This window comes from Bradyrhizobium sp. B124 (assembly GCF_038967635.1).
Lineage (GTDB): Bacteria > Pseudomonadota > Alphaproteobacteria > Rhizobiales > Xanthobacteraceae > Bradyrhizobium.
On the sequence record NZ_CP152413.1, the window covers coordinates 5,290,737 to 5,305,340 of the forward strand.

14 protein-coding genes are annotated in these 14,604 nt (G+C 64.3%); 4 read left to right on the forward strand and 10 right to left on the reverse strand.

The window, feature by feature from the left end; all coding sequences use genetic code 11:
• Nucleotides 1–265 precede the first annotated feature (265 nt).
• The 3 genes from AAFG13_RS25160 to AAFG13_RS25170 form a co-directional block, all read right to left on the reverse strand.
• A complete protein-coding gene (locus AAFG13_RS25160) occupies nt 266–985 on the reverse strand; it encodes a ribonuclease activity regulator RraA (protein ID WP_342708556.1) in 720 nt (239 codons plus the stop codon).
• A gap of 116 nt (nt 986–1,101) precedes the next feature.
• Nucleotides 1,102–2,841, reverse strand: coding sequence for an L-arabinonate dehydratase (gene araD / locus AAFG13_RS25165; RefSeq protein ID WP_342713393.1), 1,740 nt, complete (start codon nt 2,839–2,841; stop codon nt 1,102–1,104).
• Nucleotides 2,842–3,074: 233 nt separating this feature from the next.
• Entirely contained in the window at nt 3,075–3,707 is a 633-nt protein-coding gene (locus AAFG13_RS25170) for a response regulator (RefSeq protein WP_092121810.1), read from the reverse strand.
• Between the two features lie 153 nt (nt 3,708–3,860).
• On the opposite strand from AAFG13_RS25170, the gene AAFG13_RS25175 reads away from it, so the two are divergent.
• Nucleotides 3,861–4,169: a hypothetical protein gene (locus AAFG13_RS25175; protein ID WP_342708557.1), complete on the forward strand. Its 309-nt coding sequence runs from the start codon at nt 3,861–3,863 to the stop codon at nt 4,167–4,169.
• A 157-nt stretch (nt 4,170–4,326) separates the two neighbouring features.
• Here AAFG13_RS25175 and AAFG13_RS25180 read toward each other — a convergent pair whose 3' ends face one another.
• The 6 genes from AAFG13_RS25180 to AAFG13_RS25205 all read right to left on the reverse strand — a co-directional run bounded on the left by AAFG13_RS25180 (nt 4,327) and on the right by AAFG13_RS25205 (nt 11,255).
• Nucleotides 4,327–4,644, reverse strand: a complete 318-nt coding sequence (locus tag AAFG13_RS25180) for a hypothetical protein (protein WP_050404430.1) — start codon at nt 4,642–4,644, stop codon at nt 4,327–4,329.
• Nucleotides 4,645–4,647: 3 nt separating this feature from the next.
• Nucleotides 4,648–5,505, reverse strand: coding sequence for a protein-glutamate O-methyltransferase CheR (locus AAFG13_RS25185; protein ID WP_342708558.1), 858 nt, complete (start codon nt 5,503–5,505; stop codon nt 4,648–4,650).
• Nucleotides 5,506–5,544: 39 nt separating this feature from the next.
• Nucleotides 5,545–5,934, reverse strand: coding sequence for a response regulator (locus AAFG13_RS25190; protein WP_212316523.1), 390 nt, complete (start codon nt 5,932–5,934; stop codon nt 5,545–5,547).
• 43 nt (nt 5,935–5,977) lie between these two features.
• Nucleotides 5,978–6,451 carry a chemotaxis protein CheW gene (locus AAFG13_RS25195; protein WP_176534295.1) on the reverse strand — a complete coding sequence of 158 codons (474 nt, stop codon included), beginning with the start codon at nt 6,449–6,451 and terminating at the stop codon, nt 5,978–5,980.
• 73 nt (nt 6,452–6,524) lie between these two features.
• Nucleotides 6,525–9,257, reverse strand: coding sequence for a hybrid sensor histidine kinase/response regulator (locus AAFG13_RS25200; protein ID WP_342708559.1), 2,733 nt, complete (start codon nt 9,255–9,257; stop codon nt 6,525–6,527).
• Nucleotides 9,258–9,656: 399 nt separating this feature from the next.
• On the reverse strand, nt 9,657–11,255 hold the full coding sequence (locus tag AAFG13_RS25205; protein WP_212319029.1) for a flagellin: 1,599 nt from the start codon (nt 11,253–11,255) through the stop codon (nt 9,657–9,659).
• A gap of 555 nt (nt 11,256–11,810) precedes the next feature.
• Between AAFG13_RS25205 and AAFG13_RS25210 the strand changes: the two genes are divergently transcribed.
• From AAFG13_RS25210 to AAFG13_RS25220, 3 genes are all read left to right on the forward strand, one after another.
• Nucleotides 11,811–12,521: a Crp/Fnr family transcriptional regulator gene (locus AAFG13_RS25210; protein WP_249132617.1), complete on the forward strand. Its 711-nt coding sequence runs from the start codon at nt 11,811–11,813 to the stop codon at nt 12,519–12,521.
• Between the two features lie 181 nt (nt 12,522–12,702).
• Entirely contained in the window at nt 12,703–13,422 is a 720-nt protein-coding gene (locus AAFG13_RS25215; protein ID WP_342708560.1) for a Crp/Fnr family transcriptional regulator, read from the forward strand.
• Between the two features lie 155 nt (nt 13,423–13,577).
• The gene (locus AAFG13_RS25220) at nt 13,578–13,826 is read left to right on the forward strand and encodes a hypothetical protein (RefSeq protein WP_092121780.1); all 249 of its coding nucleotides are present in this window, start codon (nt 13,578–13,580) and stop codon (nt 13,824–13,826) included.
• Nucleotides 13,827–13,978: 152 nt separating this feature from the next.
• Here the strand turns inward: AAFG13_RS25220 and AAFG13_RS25225 are convergent, their stop codons facing one another.
• Nucleotides 13,979–14,587 (reverse strand): helix-turn-helix transcriptional regulator, encoded by a 609-nt coding sequence (locus AAFG13_RS25225; protein ID WP_342708562.1) that lies wholly within the window; start codon nt 14,585–14,587, stop codon nt 13,979–13,981.
• Between the last annotated feature and the right edge of the window lie 17 nt (nt 14,588–14,604).

A 14,604-nucleotide genomic window follows, 5' to 3' on the forward strand; every position in this document is an offset into this window, starting at 1 on the left:
GGCGGTCACGCCGCATGCGAGAGTCCCGGATTGCGCTTCGCTCCATCCGGGCTACGGACGCCACCGAGGCGACTGGAACCGGTTAGCTTGCCCGGTCCCATCCCCATCGTCGTCCTGGCGAAAGCCAGGATCCATACCGCGTGATCTATCGATGAAGCGCGGTGGTCGTACCACGGCGATGGATCACTGCCGGTCTTCGCCAAACTCCTCCCTGTGGTTATGGGTCCTGGCTTTCGCTAGGACGACAGCGGAAGGCGTGGAGCCGCTACCGCCCCTTCGCCTTCCGCCAGGCCGCAAAATCCTTCAGCGTCTGCTCGTCGGTCGCGGGATAGAGGCCGAAGATGCCGCGGCCGTTCTGCACCTGCTCGGTGACGAAATCCTCGAACGCGGTCATCTCGAAAGTCTCGTTCGCGATCTCGTCGGCGAGATGCGCCGGGATCACGATGACGCCGTCGCTGTCGCCAAGGATCACGTCGCCGGGGAACACCGGCGCGTCGCCGCAGCCGATCGGGACATTGATCTCGATCGCCTGATGCAGCGTCAGATTGGTCGGCGCACTCGGGCGATGATGAAAAGCCGGGAAGTCCAGCCGCGCGATCTCGGCCGAATCCCTGAAGCCGCCGTCGGTGACGACGCCGGCGCAGCCGCGCTTCATCAGCCGCGTCACCAGGATCGCGCCGGCCGACGCCGCGCGCGCATCCTTGCGGCTGTCCATCACCAGCACGCTGCCCGGCGGGCAATCCTCGATCGCCTTGCGCTGCGGATGCGCGCGGTCGCGGAACACCTCGATCGTGTTGAGATCCTCGCGCGCCGGCATGTAGCGCAGCGTGAAGGCCTCGCCGACCATGATCGGCTGATCCGGGCTCAGGGGATGAACATCCTGGATCATCTGGATGCGCAATCCGCGCTTGAACAGCGCGGTCGCAACGGTGGCGGTGGAAACGGATTTCAGCTTGTTGCGGGTGGTGTCGCTGAGTTTTGACATCGGTGCTCCCTTCGTCATTCCGGGGCGCGCAGAGCGCGAACCCGGAATCCATCAGGCCGCATGCGCTTCGGAGAAATGGGTTCCGGGTTCACGCTGCGCGTGCCCCGGAACGACGGTCAGTAGATCGACGGCTCGCCCACCGGTTTACCAAAACCGGTTTCCAGGAAATCGAAGTCGCAGCCTTCATTGGCCTGCTTGATGTGTTTTGAGAACATCCAGCCATAGCCGCGCTCGAAGCGCTGCTCGGGCTGCTTCCATTCGGCGCGGCGTTTGGCCAGCTCCGCCTCCGGCACATCGAGATTGATGGTGCGCGCGGCGACGTCGAGCGTGATGCGGTCGCCGTTCCGCACCAGCGCCAGCGGGCCTCCGATGAAGGACTCCGGCGAGACGTGCAGGATGCAGGCGCCGTAGCTGGTGCCGCTCATCCGCGCATCCGACAGCCGCACCATGTCGCGCACGCCCTGCTTCACGAGCTTGGTCGGGATCGGCAGCATGCCCCACTCCGGCATCCCCGGGCCGCCCTGCGGGCCCGCGTTGCGCAGGATCAGCACGTGATCGGCCGTGACGTCGAGATCGGGGTCGTCGACTGCCTTCTTCATCGAGGGATAGTCGTCGAACACCAGCGCAGGTCCAGTGTGCTTGAGGAAGCGCGGATCGCAGGCGGACGGCTTGATGACGCAGCCGTCGGGCGCGAGATTGCCCTTCAACACCGCCAGCGCGCCCTCCTTGTAGATCGGGTTGTCGACGGTGCGGATGACATCATCATTATGAACCTCCGCGCCTTCGATGTTCTCGCCGAGCGTCTTGCCCGACACCGTCATGCAGTCGAGATGCAGATGCGGCTTGATGCGGTTCATCAGGCCGGGCAACCCGCCGGCATAGAAGAAATCCTCCATCAGATAGAGGTCGCCGCTCGGCCGCACATTGGCGATGACAGGCACCTTGCGGCTCGCGACTTCAAAATCGTCGAGCGAGATGTCCTGGCCGGCGCGGCGCGCCTGCGCAATCAGGTGAATGATGGCGTTGGTCGAACAGCCCATCGCCATCGCGACGGTGATCGCATTCTCGAACGCTTTTCGCGTCTGGATCTTCTGCGGCGTCAGATCCTCCCACACCATCTCGACGATGCGGCGGCCGGCTTCCGAGCTCATCCGGATATGGTTGGCGTCGGCCGCGGGGATCGACGAGGCGCCGGGCAGCGTCATGCCGATGGCTTCTGCGATCGCGGTCATGGTCGAGGCCGTGCCCATGGTCATGCAGGTGCCATAGCTGCGGGCGATGCCGGCCTCCATGTCGACCCAGTCCTTGTCGGAGATCTTGCCGGCGCGGCGCTCGTCCCAGTATTTCCAGGCATCCGAGCCGGAGCCGAGCGTCTTGCCCTTCCAGTTGCCGCGCAGCATCGGCCCGGCCGGCAGATAGATCGCCGGCAGGTTCATGCTGGTGGCCCCTAGCAGCAGGCCGGGCGTGGTCTTGTCGCAGCCGCCCATCAGCACCACGCCGTCGACCGGATGGCCGCGCAGCAGCTCCTCGGCGTCCATCGCGAGCATGTTGCGGTAGAGCATGGTGGTCGGCTTCAGCAGCGATTCCGACAGCGACAGCGCCGGCAGCTCGAGCGGAAAGCCGCCGGCCATCAGCACGCCGCGCTTGACGTCATCGACCCGGCTCTTGAAGTGCATGTGGCAGGGCTGCGCGTCCGACCAGGTGTTGATGATCGCGATCACCGGCCGGTCGCGCCATTCCTCCGGCGCGTAGCCCATCTGCATCGCGCGCGAGCGATGGCCGAAGGCGCGCAAATCGTCGGGCGCAAACCAGCGCGCGCTGCGCAATTGATCCGGGGTCTTGTTCTTGTTGGTCATCTTGGATGCGCCATATGCTTCGATATTGCGTGTTTCGATATCGCGTGTCTCGCCATTGCTCGCGCGCGCGGTCTCGGCACGCATGCCCTGCGCCACGCATATACAGGATTTCCGGACGTCTCGTCCCGCGCGCGGCGCAGACGTGCCGTTCGCCGCCCGTGTGCCGGGCGTGCGCCGCACAAACCCCGCGATGTACGAAATCGGAGCGTAGACCGCCTTGGCCCGACCTTGGCTTACTTTTGCTGCGCCGTCATCACGATGCGGACGAGGTCGGCGGCGTTGCGCGCGCCGAGCTTCTTCATGATGTTGGCGCGGTGATCCTCGATCGTGCGCGGGCTGATCCCGAGGTGACGCCCGGCCTCCTTGTTGGAGGCGCCCGCGGTGAACTGCTCGAGCACCTCGCGTTCGCGGCGGGTCAGCGGCTCGCGGCCGGGAAAGTGCAGCGCGGCGATGCGCGATGCCGAGGTCTCGGCCTGGCGCCTGGTATAGGCGTCAATCGCCTCATTGAGGCGGCTGACGATCTCGTTGCCGCGGAACGGCTTCTCGATGAAGTCGAGCGCGCCGTTCTTGATGGCGCTGACCGCCATCGTGATGTCGCCCTGGCCGGAGATCATGAAGATCGGCGCCGGATAATCCTCGCCGTGCAGCTCCTTCAGGATATCGAGGCCGGATTTGCCGGGGATATGCACGTCGAGCAGGATGCAGGCCGGCGTCCGGCTGCGCGCCACCGCGAGCAGCGCAGCGCCGTCTGCAAAGCAAATCACCTTGTAGCCGGCGGTCGACAGGACCACGGACAGCGTCTCGCGAACGGCGGGGTCGTCGTCGACTACAAAGATTTCCCCGCGAGGAGCGCCATTCTCAACCATATGTCTCGTCCATCAGTGGTGAAGCGTGCTGCCCAGACTGCACAAGAAGTAACTCGACCATCTCGATTAATGGACCCGTATTTGTACGGGACGTCCGCTTAACGCACAAGTAGCACCGCGGTCCCTAAAAGTGGGGGCAGTGGAGAAACATGCATGGAAAATGCAGCGGCGGACGGCGTTGCGGTGTGCCTGGACGAGGGCAGCGATCCCTACAGCCTGATCGTGACCGACCTGGTCGCGCTGATCGGCCATGTCCAGGCGAGCCTGCGGCTGATCGAGGCGGCGATTGCGCGCGAGGCATTTCTGGCCGAGCAGGACGCCGCCGCCGACATCTTCGTGCTTGACGACGTCACCCCGCGCTATGCCGTGGCGTCCACGGCCCTGAGGGCCTGCGACGCCGGCCTCGGCACGGCGCTCGATCGGCTGCGCGATTCAGAGGCGCCGGCGCGCCTCCTGAACTGACCAGCCGGACAGGCCGCCACCGAATTCGGCGCCATCACGCAGATTGTGCCGACGACGCCCCAACCCTCGAGGCGGCGATCCGTTCCACATTCGGATTGGCGGCAGGCATCGACCATCCAGCCGGGTCAGGCCTTCTTGAGGTCAGGCCCTCGTTACGTCAGGCTCTGGCCCGCTCTTCGTCGGAGCCCGACCGCCGCTTGCTCGGCTTGCCCTTGAGGAAGCTGATATCCATTTCGGTACCGTTGACGCGGACCAGCTCGCAGCGGCGATAGGCGAGCCCGGTCGACGACAGCAGGAGGAAGAACTCCTTCAGGTTGAGCCCCTGAATGGAACCCTCGACGGTCAACGCCGCGTCATTGTCGGAGATGGCATTGAGCTGGCAGTCGCGCCGCCAGGTGCCGTCGATGGCCATGATGCAGACATCGACGCCCCGGCTGAACGTGACACGCTCAATTGATTTGCCGTCCTCCGTCATCGCTCAATATCCGACCGCCATGGCAGTCCGCGGCATCGCAAGCGCAGGCCGCACCCCGCTCGGCCGGTACAGGCCACGCCGCTCGGGAATCGGCTTGAACGTATCGGTCAGGCCGACCACGGTTTCGGCGGCGCCGAGCACCAGGAAGCCGTCGGCCTCCATCAACCGGGCGAGCCGGTTGAAGATGTTGATCTTGGTGTCCTGATCGAAATAGATCAGCACATTGCGGCAGAAGATCACATCGAACGTGCCGAGCTGGGAGAAATCGTGCAGCAGATTGAGCTGACGGTGCTGCACCATCGCGCGCAACTCGGGATTGATCTGCCAGAGTTCTCCCGACTGCTTGAAATACTTCACCAGCATCTGGATAGGCAGCCCGCGCTGCACCTCGAACTGGCTGTAGATGCCGGCTTTCGACTTCTCCAGCACCTCCTGCGACAGGTCGGTCGCCGTGATCTCGACCCGCCATCCCGCCAGCGCTGCGCCCATCTCCTTGAGGCACATCGCCAGCGAATAGGGCTCCTGGCCGGTCGAGCCGGCGGCGCACCAGATCCGGACGCTGCGGCGCGCGGCGCGCGCCTTCAGGACCTCGGGTATGATGGTGTCGCGGAAATGATCGAACGGCACCTTGTCGCGGAAGAAGAACGTCTCGTTGGTGGTCATCGCCTCGACCACCTGGACGGTGTGCGTCGATGAGCCGGCCCTGATCTTGGCGATCAGGTCGGGGATGCCGGACAGGCCGCATTTGCGGGCCAGCGGCAGCAGGCGGCTCTCGATCAGATATTGCTTGTCCGCGGACAGATCGAGACCGGAATGGTCCTTCAGGAGCTTACGCAGATACTCGTAGTCGGGGGGCGTCACGGGAGCCTCGCAAAGGCAAAGGGTGAAACTGGGTGGGTATTAGGCTTCGGCCGACGCATCGAGCGCCAGCAAACCCACTTCCTGGAATTTCGCGATCACGATGTCCTTGTCGAACGGCTTCATGATGTACTCGTTGGCGCCGGCATGCAGCGCCCGCGAGATGTGGTCGATGCCGTTCTCGGTGGTGCAGAACACCACCTTCGGCACATCGCCGCCGGGCATGCGGCGCAGTTGCACGAGGAATTCGAAGCCGTCCATGACCGGCATGTTCCAGTCGAGCAGCACCGCGTCCGGCAGCGCCTGCTTGCAGGCTTCGAGCGCGACCGCGCCGTCCTCGGCTTCGATGACGGTGAATTCCATTCCTTCGAGGATGCGGCGTGCGATTTTTCGCACCACACCGGAATCGTCGACGACAAGACATGTCTTCATATGTTGGCCTCCTTGTAGAGTCCGCCGTCTCCGCGGCGGAGCGTTACGCTGCAGCAAGTGTCTTGGGCACCAGTTCGAGCACGCGATCGACATCGAGGACGACCATGAGCTGTCCGTCGAGGCGGTGAACGCCGCCGGCGAGCCTGGCCATGCGGGGATCGAGGTTGACCGGGTTGTCCTGGCGGCTGTCATCGGGCAGCCGCAACACCTCGCCGATCTGGTCGATCAGCAGGCCGTAGGATTCGCCGCGCTGGTCGACGCCGACCGCCATCGGTGGCTTGCCGTCGTCGGCCTTGGGCAGGCCGAGCCGGGCGCGCATGTCGACCACGGTGACGATGCGGCCGCGCAGATTGAGCACGCCGGCGATCTCGCTGGAGGCCAACGGCACCCGCGTCAGCCGCTCCGGCATGAACACGTCCTGCACCCGCGAGATCGGCAGGCCGAACAGCTGCCCGCCGATCACGGCGGTGACGTATTCGGCCATCGCGCCTTCACTGGTCTCGGTCTTGCTGGTCATCACTCAACCTTTTGTTTGAGCATGATCGGATCGGACAACCGGTTCCCACCTTTCCGGATCATGCTCGCTTCCCTTAAGCCGCGCGGCGCAGTTCGGCGGTCTGCTCTTTCAGCGCCGCGATCAGCCCGGGACGGTCGAACTTGGCGACATAGTCGTGGAATCCGGCCTGCCGGCCGCGCTCGATTGCCGCCGGCGACACCATTGCCGACAGCGCGATGATCGGCAGCCCGGTGAGGTTTTGGTCAGAGCGGATGTTCTCGGCGAACTCAAAACCGTTCATCTCGGGCATCTCGATGTCGGTCAGCACGACGTCGAAGGCCTGCCCCGAGCGCAGCGCGGCGAGCCCTTCCTGCGCATTCGGCGCGGTCCGCACCTTGTAGCCGGCGGCCTTCAAGACCGGCGCCAGCATGTTGCGGAAGAACGCGCTATCGTCGACCAGCAGCACCGACTGCGCCGAGGCCGACGGGCGCATCTCCTTGCGCGAGAACCAGTCGGCAAACGCCATCGGCAGGAAGTGGCCGACGTCGATCACCTCGGTGGCCTGGCCCTTGATCACGGCCGAGCCCAGAATGCCGTCCTGGCTGCCCGCGACCTCGATGTTGAGCCGCTCCTCGACGATGTCGATGATCTCGTCGACCACGAGCCCCATCGAGCGGCCGTCGTCGGCGAACACCAGGATCGGCTGCGCGCCCTGGGTCTGCACCTCGACCCCTGCCATCTGCACCAGCGGCATCAGCTGCTCGCGGTACTGCACCATGTAGCGGCCGTTCGAGAGCTCGATCTTGTCGGTTGCGATCTCCTCCAGCCGGGTGACGAGGCCGAGCGGCACCGCCTTCGGCTGGCTGGAACCGGCGCGGAACACCAACAGCGAGGTCAGCTGCTCGCCGCTCGAGGCATGCGCTGCCGCATTGTCGTCGGCCATGTCATGGGCCGAGGAGCCGGACGCGCCCAAGGCCTTGGCAATGCCGTTGGGGTCGATGATCATGATCACAGCACCATCGCCCAAAATGGTGTTGCCGGAGAACATGTCGATGTGCCGCAGTTTCGTGGACATCGGCTTGACCACGATCTCCTCGGTGTGGAACACGCCGTCGACCACGATGCCAAAGGTCTGGCTGCCGACTTGCGTCACCACGATGAAGCTGTTCTCGGCATCCGAGGTGGCGCCATCGTCGATCTTGAGGAGCTTCTTCAGATGGATCAGCGGCAGCAGCTTGTTGCGCAGCCGCAAGACCGCGGTGTCCTTGATCCGCTCGATGCGGTGCTCGGAGTTGGCGCGGGCCCGCACCAGCTCGACCACAGACAATTGGGGAATCGCAAAGCGGTCGCCGCCGGCTTCCACGATCAGCGCGGAGACGATCGCAAGCGTCAGCGGGATCTTGATGGTGACCGAGGCGCCCTCACCGGCCACGCTCTTGATGTCGATGGTGCCGCCGATCTGGTCGATATTGGTGCGCACCACGTCCATGCCGACGCCGCGGCCGGACACCGAGGTGACTTGCGCCGCGGTCGAGAAGCCCGGCGCGAAGATGAACTTGTGGATCTGGGCTTCGGTCATCTTCTCCAGCTCAGCCTCGGTGACGAGACCGTTCTGGAGCGCCTTGGCCTTGATCCGCTCGGTGTTGAGCCCGCGGCCATTGTCGGCGATGCAGATGATGATATGGCCGCCTTCGTGATAGGCGCTGAGGCGGATGGTGCCCTGCTCGGGCTTGCCGCTAGCGACCCGCTCGGCGGTGGTCTCCAGGCCGTGATCGGCGGAGTTGCGCACCATGTGCGTCAACGGGTCCTTGATCAGGTCGAGCACCTGGCGGTCGAGCTCGGTGTCGGCGCCGTGCATCTCCAGCTCGATCTGCTTGCCGAGCTCGCCGGAGAGATCGCGGACGATGCGCGGCAGCTTCTGCCAGGCATTGCCGATCGGCTGCATGCGCGTCTTCATGACGCCTTCCTGCAGCTCGGCGGTGACGTTGGAGAGCCGCTGCAGCGGCACCTTGAACTCGGTGTCCTCGTTGCGGCGTGAGATCTCCAGCAGCTGGTTGCGGGTCAGCACCAGCTCGGAGACCATGGTCATGAGGTGTTCGAGGGTGTCGACGTTGACCCGGATCGACTGGTTGGCGATCTTGTCGCCTTCCTGGACATCCTCGGTGGCGGCCTTGCGCACCGGCTTCTTTGCGGCTTCAGCCGGTTCGGCTGCGGGCTTCGCGACCGGCACAGGTGCGGGTGCTGCGACTTCAATCTCGGTCTCGCGGAAGGCGCGCTCGAGTTCGTCCAGCGAGACCTCGCCAGGGCGCAGCGGACGCTCCAGCGTCTGCACCACCAGCGTGCCTTCAGTCATCGCTGCCTGCACGGATGGAGATTCAACGACAGGCATGTCTTCAGGAGCAGCCTCACCGGCAGTCGGCATCGACTGCGTCGAGCCTGACATCGCCGCCATGCCGTGCTCGACCATCGCCTCCAGCTGATCGATCAGGTCGCGGTCGTTGCCCTCAGGCTCGGCCTCGGTCGCCTCGAGCCCGCCAAGGATCTCCTTGATGCGGTCGATCGAGGACAGGATCAGCGTCACGGCTTCCGCCTTCACCGGCATGCCGTCGCGGAATTTGCCCATCAGGGTCTCGCCGGCATGCGCCAGCGCTTCCAGCCGCGGCAGCCCGAGGAAGCCGCAGGTCCCCTTGATCGTGTGCACAAGCCGGAAAATGTTATCCAGGATCTTCGCGTTGTTCGGATCCTGCTCGAACTGCACCAGCTGGTTGTCGACCGTGTCCAGGCTCTCGCTGCTCTCCGTCAGGAACTCGCGCAACAGATCGTCCATGAATCGGTCCCCTCAAGGTGCTACGGAAACGCACGCCTCGCATCGATAACTTGGCCGGCTTGACGGCGACGTTAATTTCGTCGTCCGTGCAAATACGGACGATGAAGCCGTTCAAGGACGACGCATCACGACATCGCGGCCAGTTTCACAGCAACAAGCCCTTACCACCCGGACGGGAAAGAGCCCGTTCCACCTGTCGTCGCAATTTGAACGAAATGCGATCGAGGGACGGTTAAATCCCGCGAAATGCTGGCGGCCATGACATCCGCCTGCATCAGAGCGCGATCGCCCATGGGTTGAACAAGGGTTGAAACCGGCGGGATGGTTAAGCGAACCCAAAAGCAAAGGCGGCGGAGTTTCCTCCGCCGCCTCGATAGTCGTTGTCTGTCGCGGCTACGCTTAGCGGAGCAGCTGCAGAACGCTCTGCTGCGACTGGTTGGCCAGCGCCAGCGCGGACACCGCGATCGACTGGCGGGTCGACAGCGCCTGGCTGTTGGCCGCTTCCTCGTTGGTGTCGGCCAGCGTCAGGTTGGACGAGCCGGTCTGCAACACGTTGATCAGGTTCTTCGAGAAGTCCTGGCGGATCTGCACGATCGACAGGTTCGAACCGAGGGTCGAAGCCTGGGTGCGCAGCAGGCCGCTCGCGCTGTTGAGCGTCTTCAGCGTGGCGTTGGCCGAAGCGTTGTCGATGAAGTCCGTGCCGGCGGTCAGCTTGGTGAGGTTGAGGCCGGAGGCATCGAAGGTGACGCCCTGGATCTTCAGCGTCGAGGAGCCCGTCTCGTTGAAGGTCAGCTTGAGCTGATCGCCATTGAGCAGGTTGATGCCGTTGTACGACGCGTCCTGGGCGGTCGTGGTGATCTGGTCCAGGATGTTGTTGTACTGGTTGACCAGGTTGGCGCGGTTCGCCAGCCCATTCGGATCCTGCACCGGGGCGCTGCCCACAAGGGCGTTGAACAGCTTGCCGGCGCCGGCTGCCGTGCCACCGATCGTGCCGATGGTCGCGGACGCAGCATCGTTGGTGGTGCTGATGGTGAGCGCTCCGCCCGCGCTGAGCGACGCCTGCAGGTTGTTCGCGGACAGTGCGTTGTTCAGGTCGTTGAGGGACTTCACCTGGCCCGCGCCGCTACCAAACGTAATGTTGGTGGCCTTGCCGTTGCCGGTCGCGCCGATCGTCAGCGTCAAGCCATCCAGCGGCGAAGGCGTTGCCACGGTGCGTGCCTTGGTTCCGGCGGTAAGGCCGAAAGCGGCGAGGCCCGAGCCGGAGATGTTGAGATCCTGGTTGGTGCCGGTGCTGATCTGGAGCGCACCAGCCGCCACGGTGGAAGCGGTGGCCGTGCCGGTGATGCCGTCGATCGCGGTGAGCAGGTCGCCGACCGTCAGCGTGCTGCCCGCGCCCGTGCCGAGGGTCACGTTGCCGGACGAATCGGTCGTCGACGTGGTCTGCGTGTTCGAGAACGTGATCGACTTGCCGTTGACGCTGATCGTACCGGTCGGGGTCGCCGCCAGGCTGTCGGAGTTGGCCGCAGTGACGAGCTTGGTGGCGGCCGTGATCGGCGCCGGCACCGTGAGATTGTTGTTGACGACCGTACCAGCGAGGGTCGCGTTGCTGTAGGTGGCGGTACCGCGGATATCGTCGGTGGTCGCGCCGGTGACCACGGCGGTCGTCACCTGTGACTTCTGGGAGTAGCCGACCGCGGCCTGCAGGGCCTGGTTGGCGACCGACTTGGCGCTGTCGACGAGCTTCTGCAGCGAAGTGATGCCGGTGTTGGCGGCCTGCAGCACCTGCACGCCGTTGCCGATACCATCCAACAGATTGTTGATGTCGCTGGCGCGGTTGTCGAGCGACTGCGCCGTGAAGAAGTTGGTCGGATTGTCGAGCGCGGTGTTGACCTTCTTGCCGGTGGACAAGCGGTTCTGCGTGGTGGCGAGCAGGTCGGCCGTCGACTGCAGCGAAAGCAGGTTCTGACGGACCGATGACGAAAGGACGATGCCGGACATACTGGTACCCTTCTGGATGAACACGAATGACGCGACGCCGTAAATTTCGCACGGCGACCGGTGCCACACTGGTCCGTCCGCGCTACCCGTTCGTTAAAGGGCTGCTCCGTACAAATACCCAGGATGGCTTTGCCGGTAATTCCACGGCCGCCGTGCAGACGCTCAGCTAAGCGACGCATGTTCGCCGCCGGATCAATCTCGTGACAGCGAATTTGTCCTCGCATTTGCGGGACTTGCCGCATGCTCGCGCTGCCGACGGGGGCCTTCGACATCCGTAATGGCCATCGCGACGGCACACGCTTGGGTAAACATCAGAGTTAATGGAAATCAATAAATGCGAGACAACGTCGCAACCGTCTCGTCCGGGATACGCGGCATTCGAATCGCCTCGAACGCCGCGCAGGCCGATGCGATTGCCGACCGTCTGCCCCCTAGAGGGTATAGAGTTCGCACCACAACCCTTGTGCTATTGGACAGGCAAGCTATGTTCGCTTTCCACACGCCAAGAGTAGGTGATGCGAGACCGTAGTGCTCCCGCCCTCGGCAGGAGCTCCAATGTCCGCGGTATCGCGTCCGCCCAATCGTCTGTTGCAAGCACTTCCCTCCACGGAATACGCGCAACTTCATCCCGTTCTGGAAACCGTCGACCTGACCAAGGAAACGGTGCTCGCCGATGCCGGCGCGCCGGTGCAGCGGGTCTATTTCCCGCACGGCGGTGTGGTCTCGATGATGGTCAATCTGTCCGACGGGCAATCCGTCGAGATTGCAACCATCGGTCGTGACGGCATCGTCGGCGCATCCGCCGCCCTGCATGAGCGGCCGCTGCTCGCCGACGCGATCGTCGTGGTGCCGGGCACGGCATCGATGGTGCGGGCGGAAGATTTCCGCGAGACCGCCAATCGCAGCGCGGAGTTCCGGACCCTGGTTGCTCTCTATGAGCAGGCGCTGATGGCGCAGACCCAGCAATCCGTCGCCTGCAACGTGTCGCATCCGGTGGAGGCACGGCTGTCGCGCTGGCTGCTGCGCGCGCGCGACCTGTGCGGCAGCGAAGCCTTGCCGTTGACCCAGGAGATGCTGGCGCAGATGATCGGTGTGCGGCGCAATGCGGTTTCGATCGTCGCGCATGGGTTTCAGCAGGCCGGTATCCTGCGCTACAGCCGCGGCCATATCGAAATCACCGATATCGACGGTCTGCGGAAGGCAGCGTGTGAATGCTATGCGACCGTCAAGGCGCACGCCGAACAATTGATCGGGCCCGAAGATTGATCGCGGCGACCCGCTGCAGCCGCGGATAACGTGACGCTCCGGCGATCGGCGTATTCCTAATGGAACCAAGATATGTTTCCATTGGAACCAAGACGTGCCAGAATAAGTTGCATAACGACCCAACTGCACGCATCAGCTTTGATGACCAGAGACAAGCTTTGCCGGAAGGCAGGAGGTTGCTTTGGATACGGTTCCGCGATCGCCCAACGGATTTCTGTCTTCGCTCTCGGAGAGCGATTTTGGGCTGATCCGGCCCTATTTGCGGACGATCGACCTCGCCGCCGATTCGGTCCTGATCGAGACCGACGAGATGCTCGAGCGGACATACATGCCGCACAAGGGGGTGATCTCGCTGGTGGTCAGGCTGGCAAGAGGCGTGTGCGTGCAGATCGCGATGGTCGGCCGCGGCAGCATCTACGGTGCGTTCGCGGGGCTTGGTGAAGCTCCCACGCTGAACAGCGCCGTGGTGCTGGTCCCGGGCGTCGCTTCGACGATCGAGGTCGAAGCCTTGCGGACGGCCGCCGGCCAGAGCCCGACTCTGCGAGCGATGCTGATCCGGCACGGTCTCGCCGTCTATGCCCAGATCCAGCAGACGGCCGGCTGCAACGCCGCGCACACCGTGGAGTCGCGGCTGGCGCGATGCCTGCTGCACACGCGCGATCTCTCCGGCAGCAACAAGATCGCCCTGACGCAGGAGGCGATGGCCCAGATGATCGGCGCACGCCGCAACAGCGTGTCGCTGGTCGCGCATACCTTGCAACAGGCGAATTTCATCCACTACAGCCGCGGCCACATCGAGATCACCAATGCGGATGGACTGATCAGGACCGCGTGCGAATGCTACGCCACGGTCAAGGCGCAGTATGCGGGGTTGCTGAGTTGCCAGGAAACCGGCGGCTAGAACTGCTATTCCTGACGCGTCTTGTTCACGCGAATCGCTACCCGCTTCGCGCGAAAGCGCTCCCGCCGGCCCACAAGCCGTACTTCTACGGCGTACGATTTTCACCGTCGGATAACGCTGCATCCGCAAAGTCGCGTCGACGCACGGGGGAGCCGATGTTCACGTACGAGACGACCGACCGGAAGGAAGCCCGGCGCTTCCGCATGGCCCAGTTCAACGGCCGGCCCGCCACCATCAGATCCGCCGGCGCGACAGTGACGGGACGTGTGCGCGCGATCGTCGAAAGCAAGTCCGGCGCGACGGCGGCATGGGTGGTCACGATCGTTCCGGACGAGCCGAAGTCAGCCGCCTCCGCCGCGCGGCTCGCGCCGCGCCTGTGCTTCGCCGCGGAAGACGATTTCTGAGAACCGGGTTCTAGCGAACCGAATTCGCCGACTCAGAGCCCCGTTCCGTTGGAATCGGAACCGAACTCTGGACTTTGGTTTTGACGCGTTTCTTTGCGCGAACCGGTACCCACCCCGCATCAAGTGCGGGGCAGGCTTCGCTTGAAAACGCTCTAGGCGGAATGCAACAAGGCCTTGCGGACGAGATCTGCGGTGTTGCGCGCACCCAGTTTGCGCATGGCTTCGGCGCGATGGCTCTCGAACGTGCGCGGGCTGATGTTCATCCGCAACGCGCCCTGCTTGTTGGAATAGCCGTCGCTGATCAGGCTGAGCACCTCACGCTCGCGCTTGGTCAGCGGCTTGCGGCCTGCCTCCGGCGTGAACATGACATCGGGTGACCGGGCGCCTGCCGGCTTGTCGTCGAGCGGCGGCCTGAGATCGGTGGCCGGTATCGCATTCGGATAGAGATCGGAGATCTGCTTCAGCATCGCGGATACCCGCTCGGTCTGCTCGAGCGCGTTCTCGATCACCTGCCGCAGATAGACGCCGTTTCCGGGCGCATGCGCGAACTGCTGACTGTGCTGTTTGAGCTCGTTCATGTAGAGCAGCAGCGCTGTCACCGGCCCGTTGAACTGCCGGACGATCGCCGCCCCGGCGTCCGCGGCCACCTGCGTTCGCGGCACGGCGGCACCCTGAATCTCGGGCGGCTGCGCCTCGAGCGTCGCGGTTCCGCCCATCCATGGCGGAAGGCGCGCCTCGGCTCGATTGTCATGTTGCGTCATAAGTATGGTTTACCGAA

Excerpts from the sequence above, each read along its gene's own strand:
- AAFG13_RS25160 (WP_342708556.1), bottom strand. The coding sequence starts at position 985 with ATGTCAAAACTCAGCGACACCACCCGCAACAAGCTGAAATCCGTTTCC.
- araD (WP_342713393.1), bottom strand. The coding sequence starts at position 2,841 with ATGACCAACAAGAACAAGACCCCGGATCAATTGCGCAGCGCGCGCTGG.
- AAFG13_RS25170 (WP_092121810.1), bottom strand. The coding sequence starts at position 3,707 with ATGGTTGAGAATGGCGCTCCTCGCGGGGAAATCTTTGTAGTCGACGAC.
- AAFG13_RS25175 (WP_342708557.1), top strand. The coding sequence starts at position 3,861 with ATGGAAAATGCAGCGGCGGACGGCGTTGCGGTGTGCCTGGACGAGGGC.
- AAFG13_RS25180 (WP_050404430.1), bottom strand. The coding sequence starts at position 4,644 with ATGACGGAGGACGGCAAATCAATTGAGCGTGTCACGTTCAGCCGGGGC.
- AAFG13_RS25190 (WP_212316523.1), bottom strand. The coding sequence starts at position 5,934 with ATGAAGACATGTCTTGTCGTCGACGATTCCGGTGTGGTGCGAAAAATC.
- AAFG13_RS25195 (WP_176534295.1), bottom strand. The coding sequence starts at position 6,451 with ATGACCAGCAAGACCGAGACCAGTGAAGGCGCGATGGCCGAATACGTC.
- AAFG13_RS25200 (WP_342708559.1), bottom strand. The coding sequence starts at position 9,257 with ATGGACGATCTGTTGCGCGAGTTCCTGACGGAGAGCAGCGAGAGCCTG.
- AAFG13_RS25205 (WP_212319029.1), bottom strand. The coding sequence starts at position 11,255 with ATGTCCGGCATCGTCCTTTCGTCATCGGTCCGTCAGAACCTGCTTTCG.
- AAFG13_RS25210 (WP_249132617.1), top strand. The coding sequence starts at position 11,811 with ATGTCCGCGGTATCGCGTCCGCCCAATCGTCTGTTGCAAGCACTTCCC.
- AAFG13_RS25220 (WP_092121780.1), top strand. The coding sequence starts at position 13,578 with ATGTTCACGTACGAGACGACCGACCGGAAGGAAGCCCGGCGCTTCCGC.
- AAFG13_RS25225 (WP_342708562.1), bottom strand. The coding sequence starts at position 14,587 with ATGACGCAACATGACAATCGAGCCGAGGCGCGCCTTCCGCCATGGATG.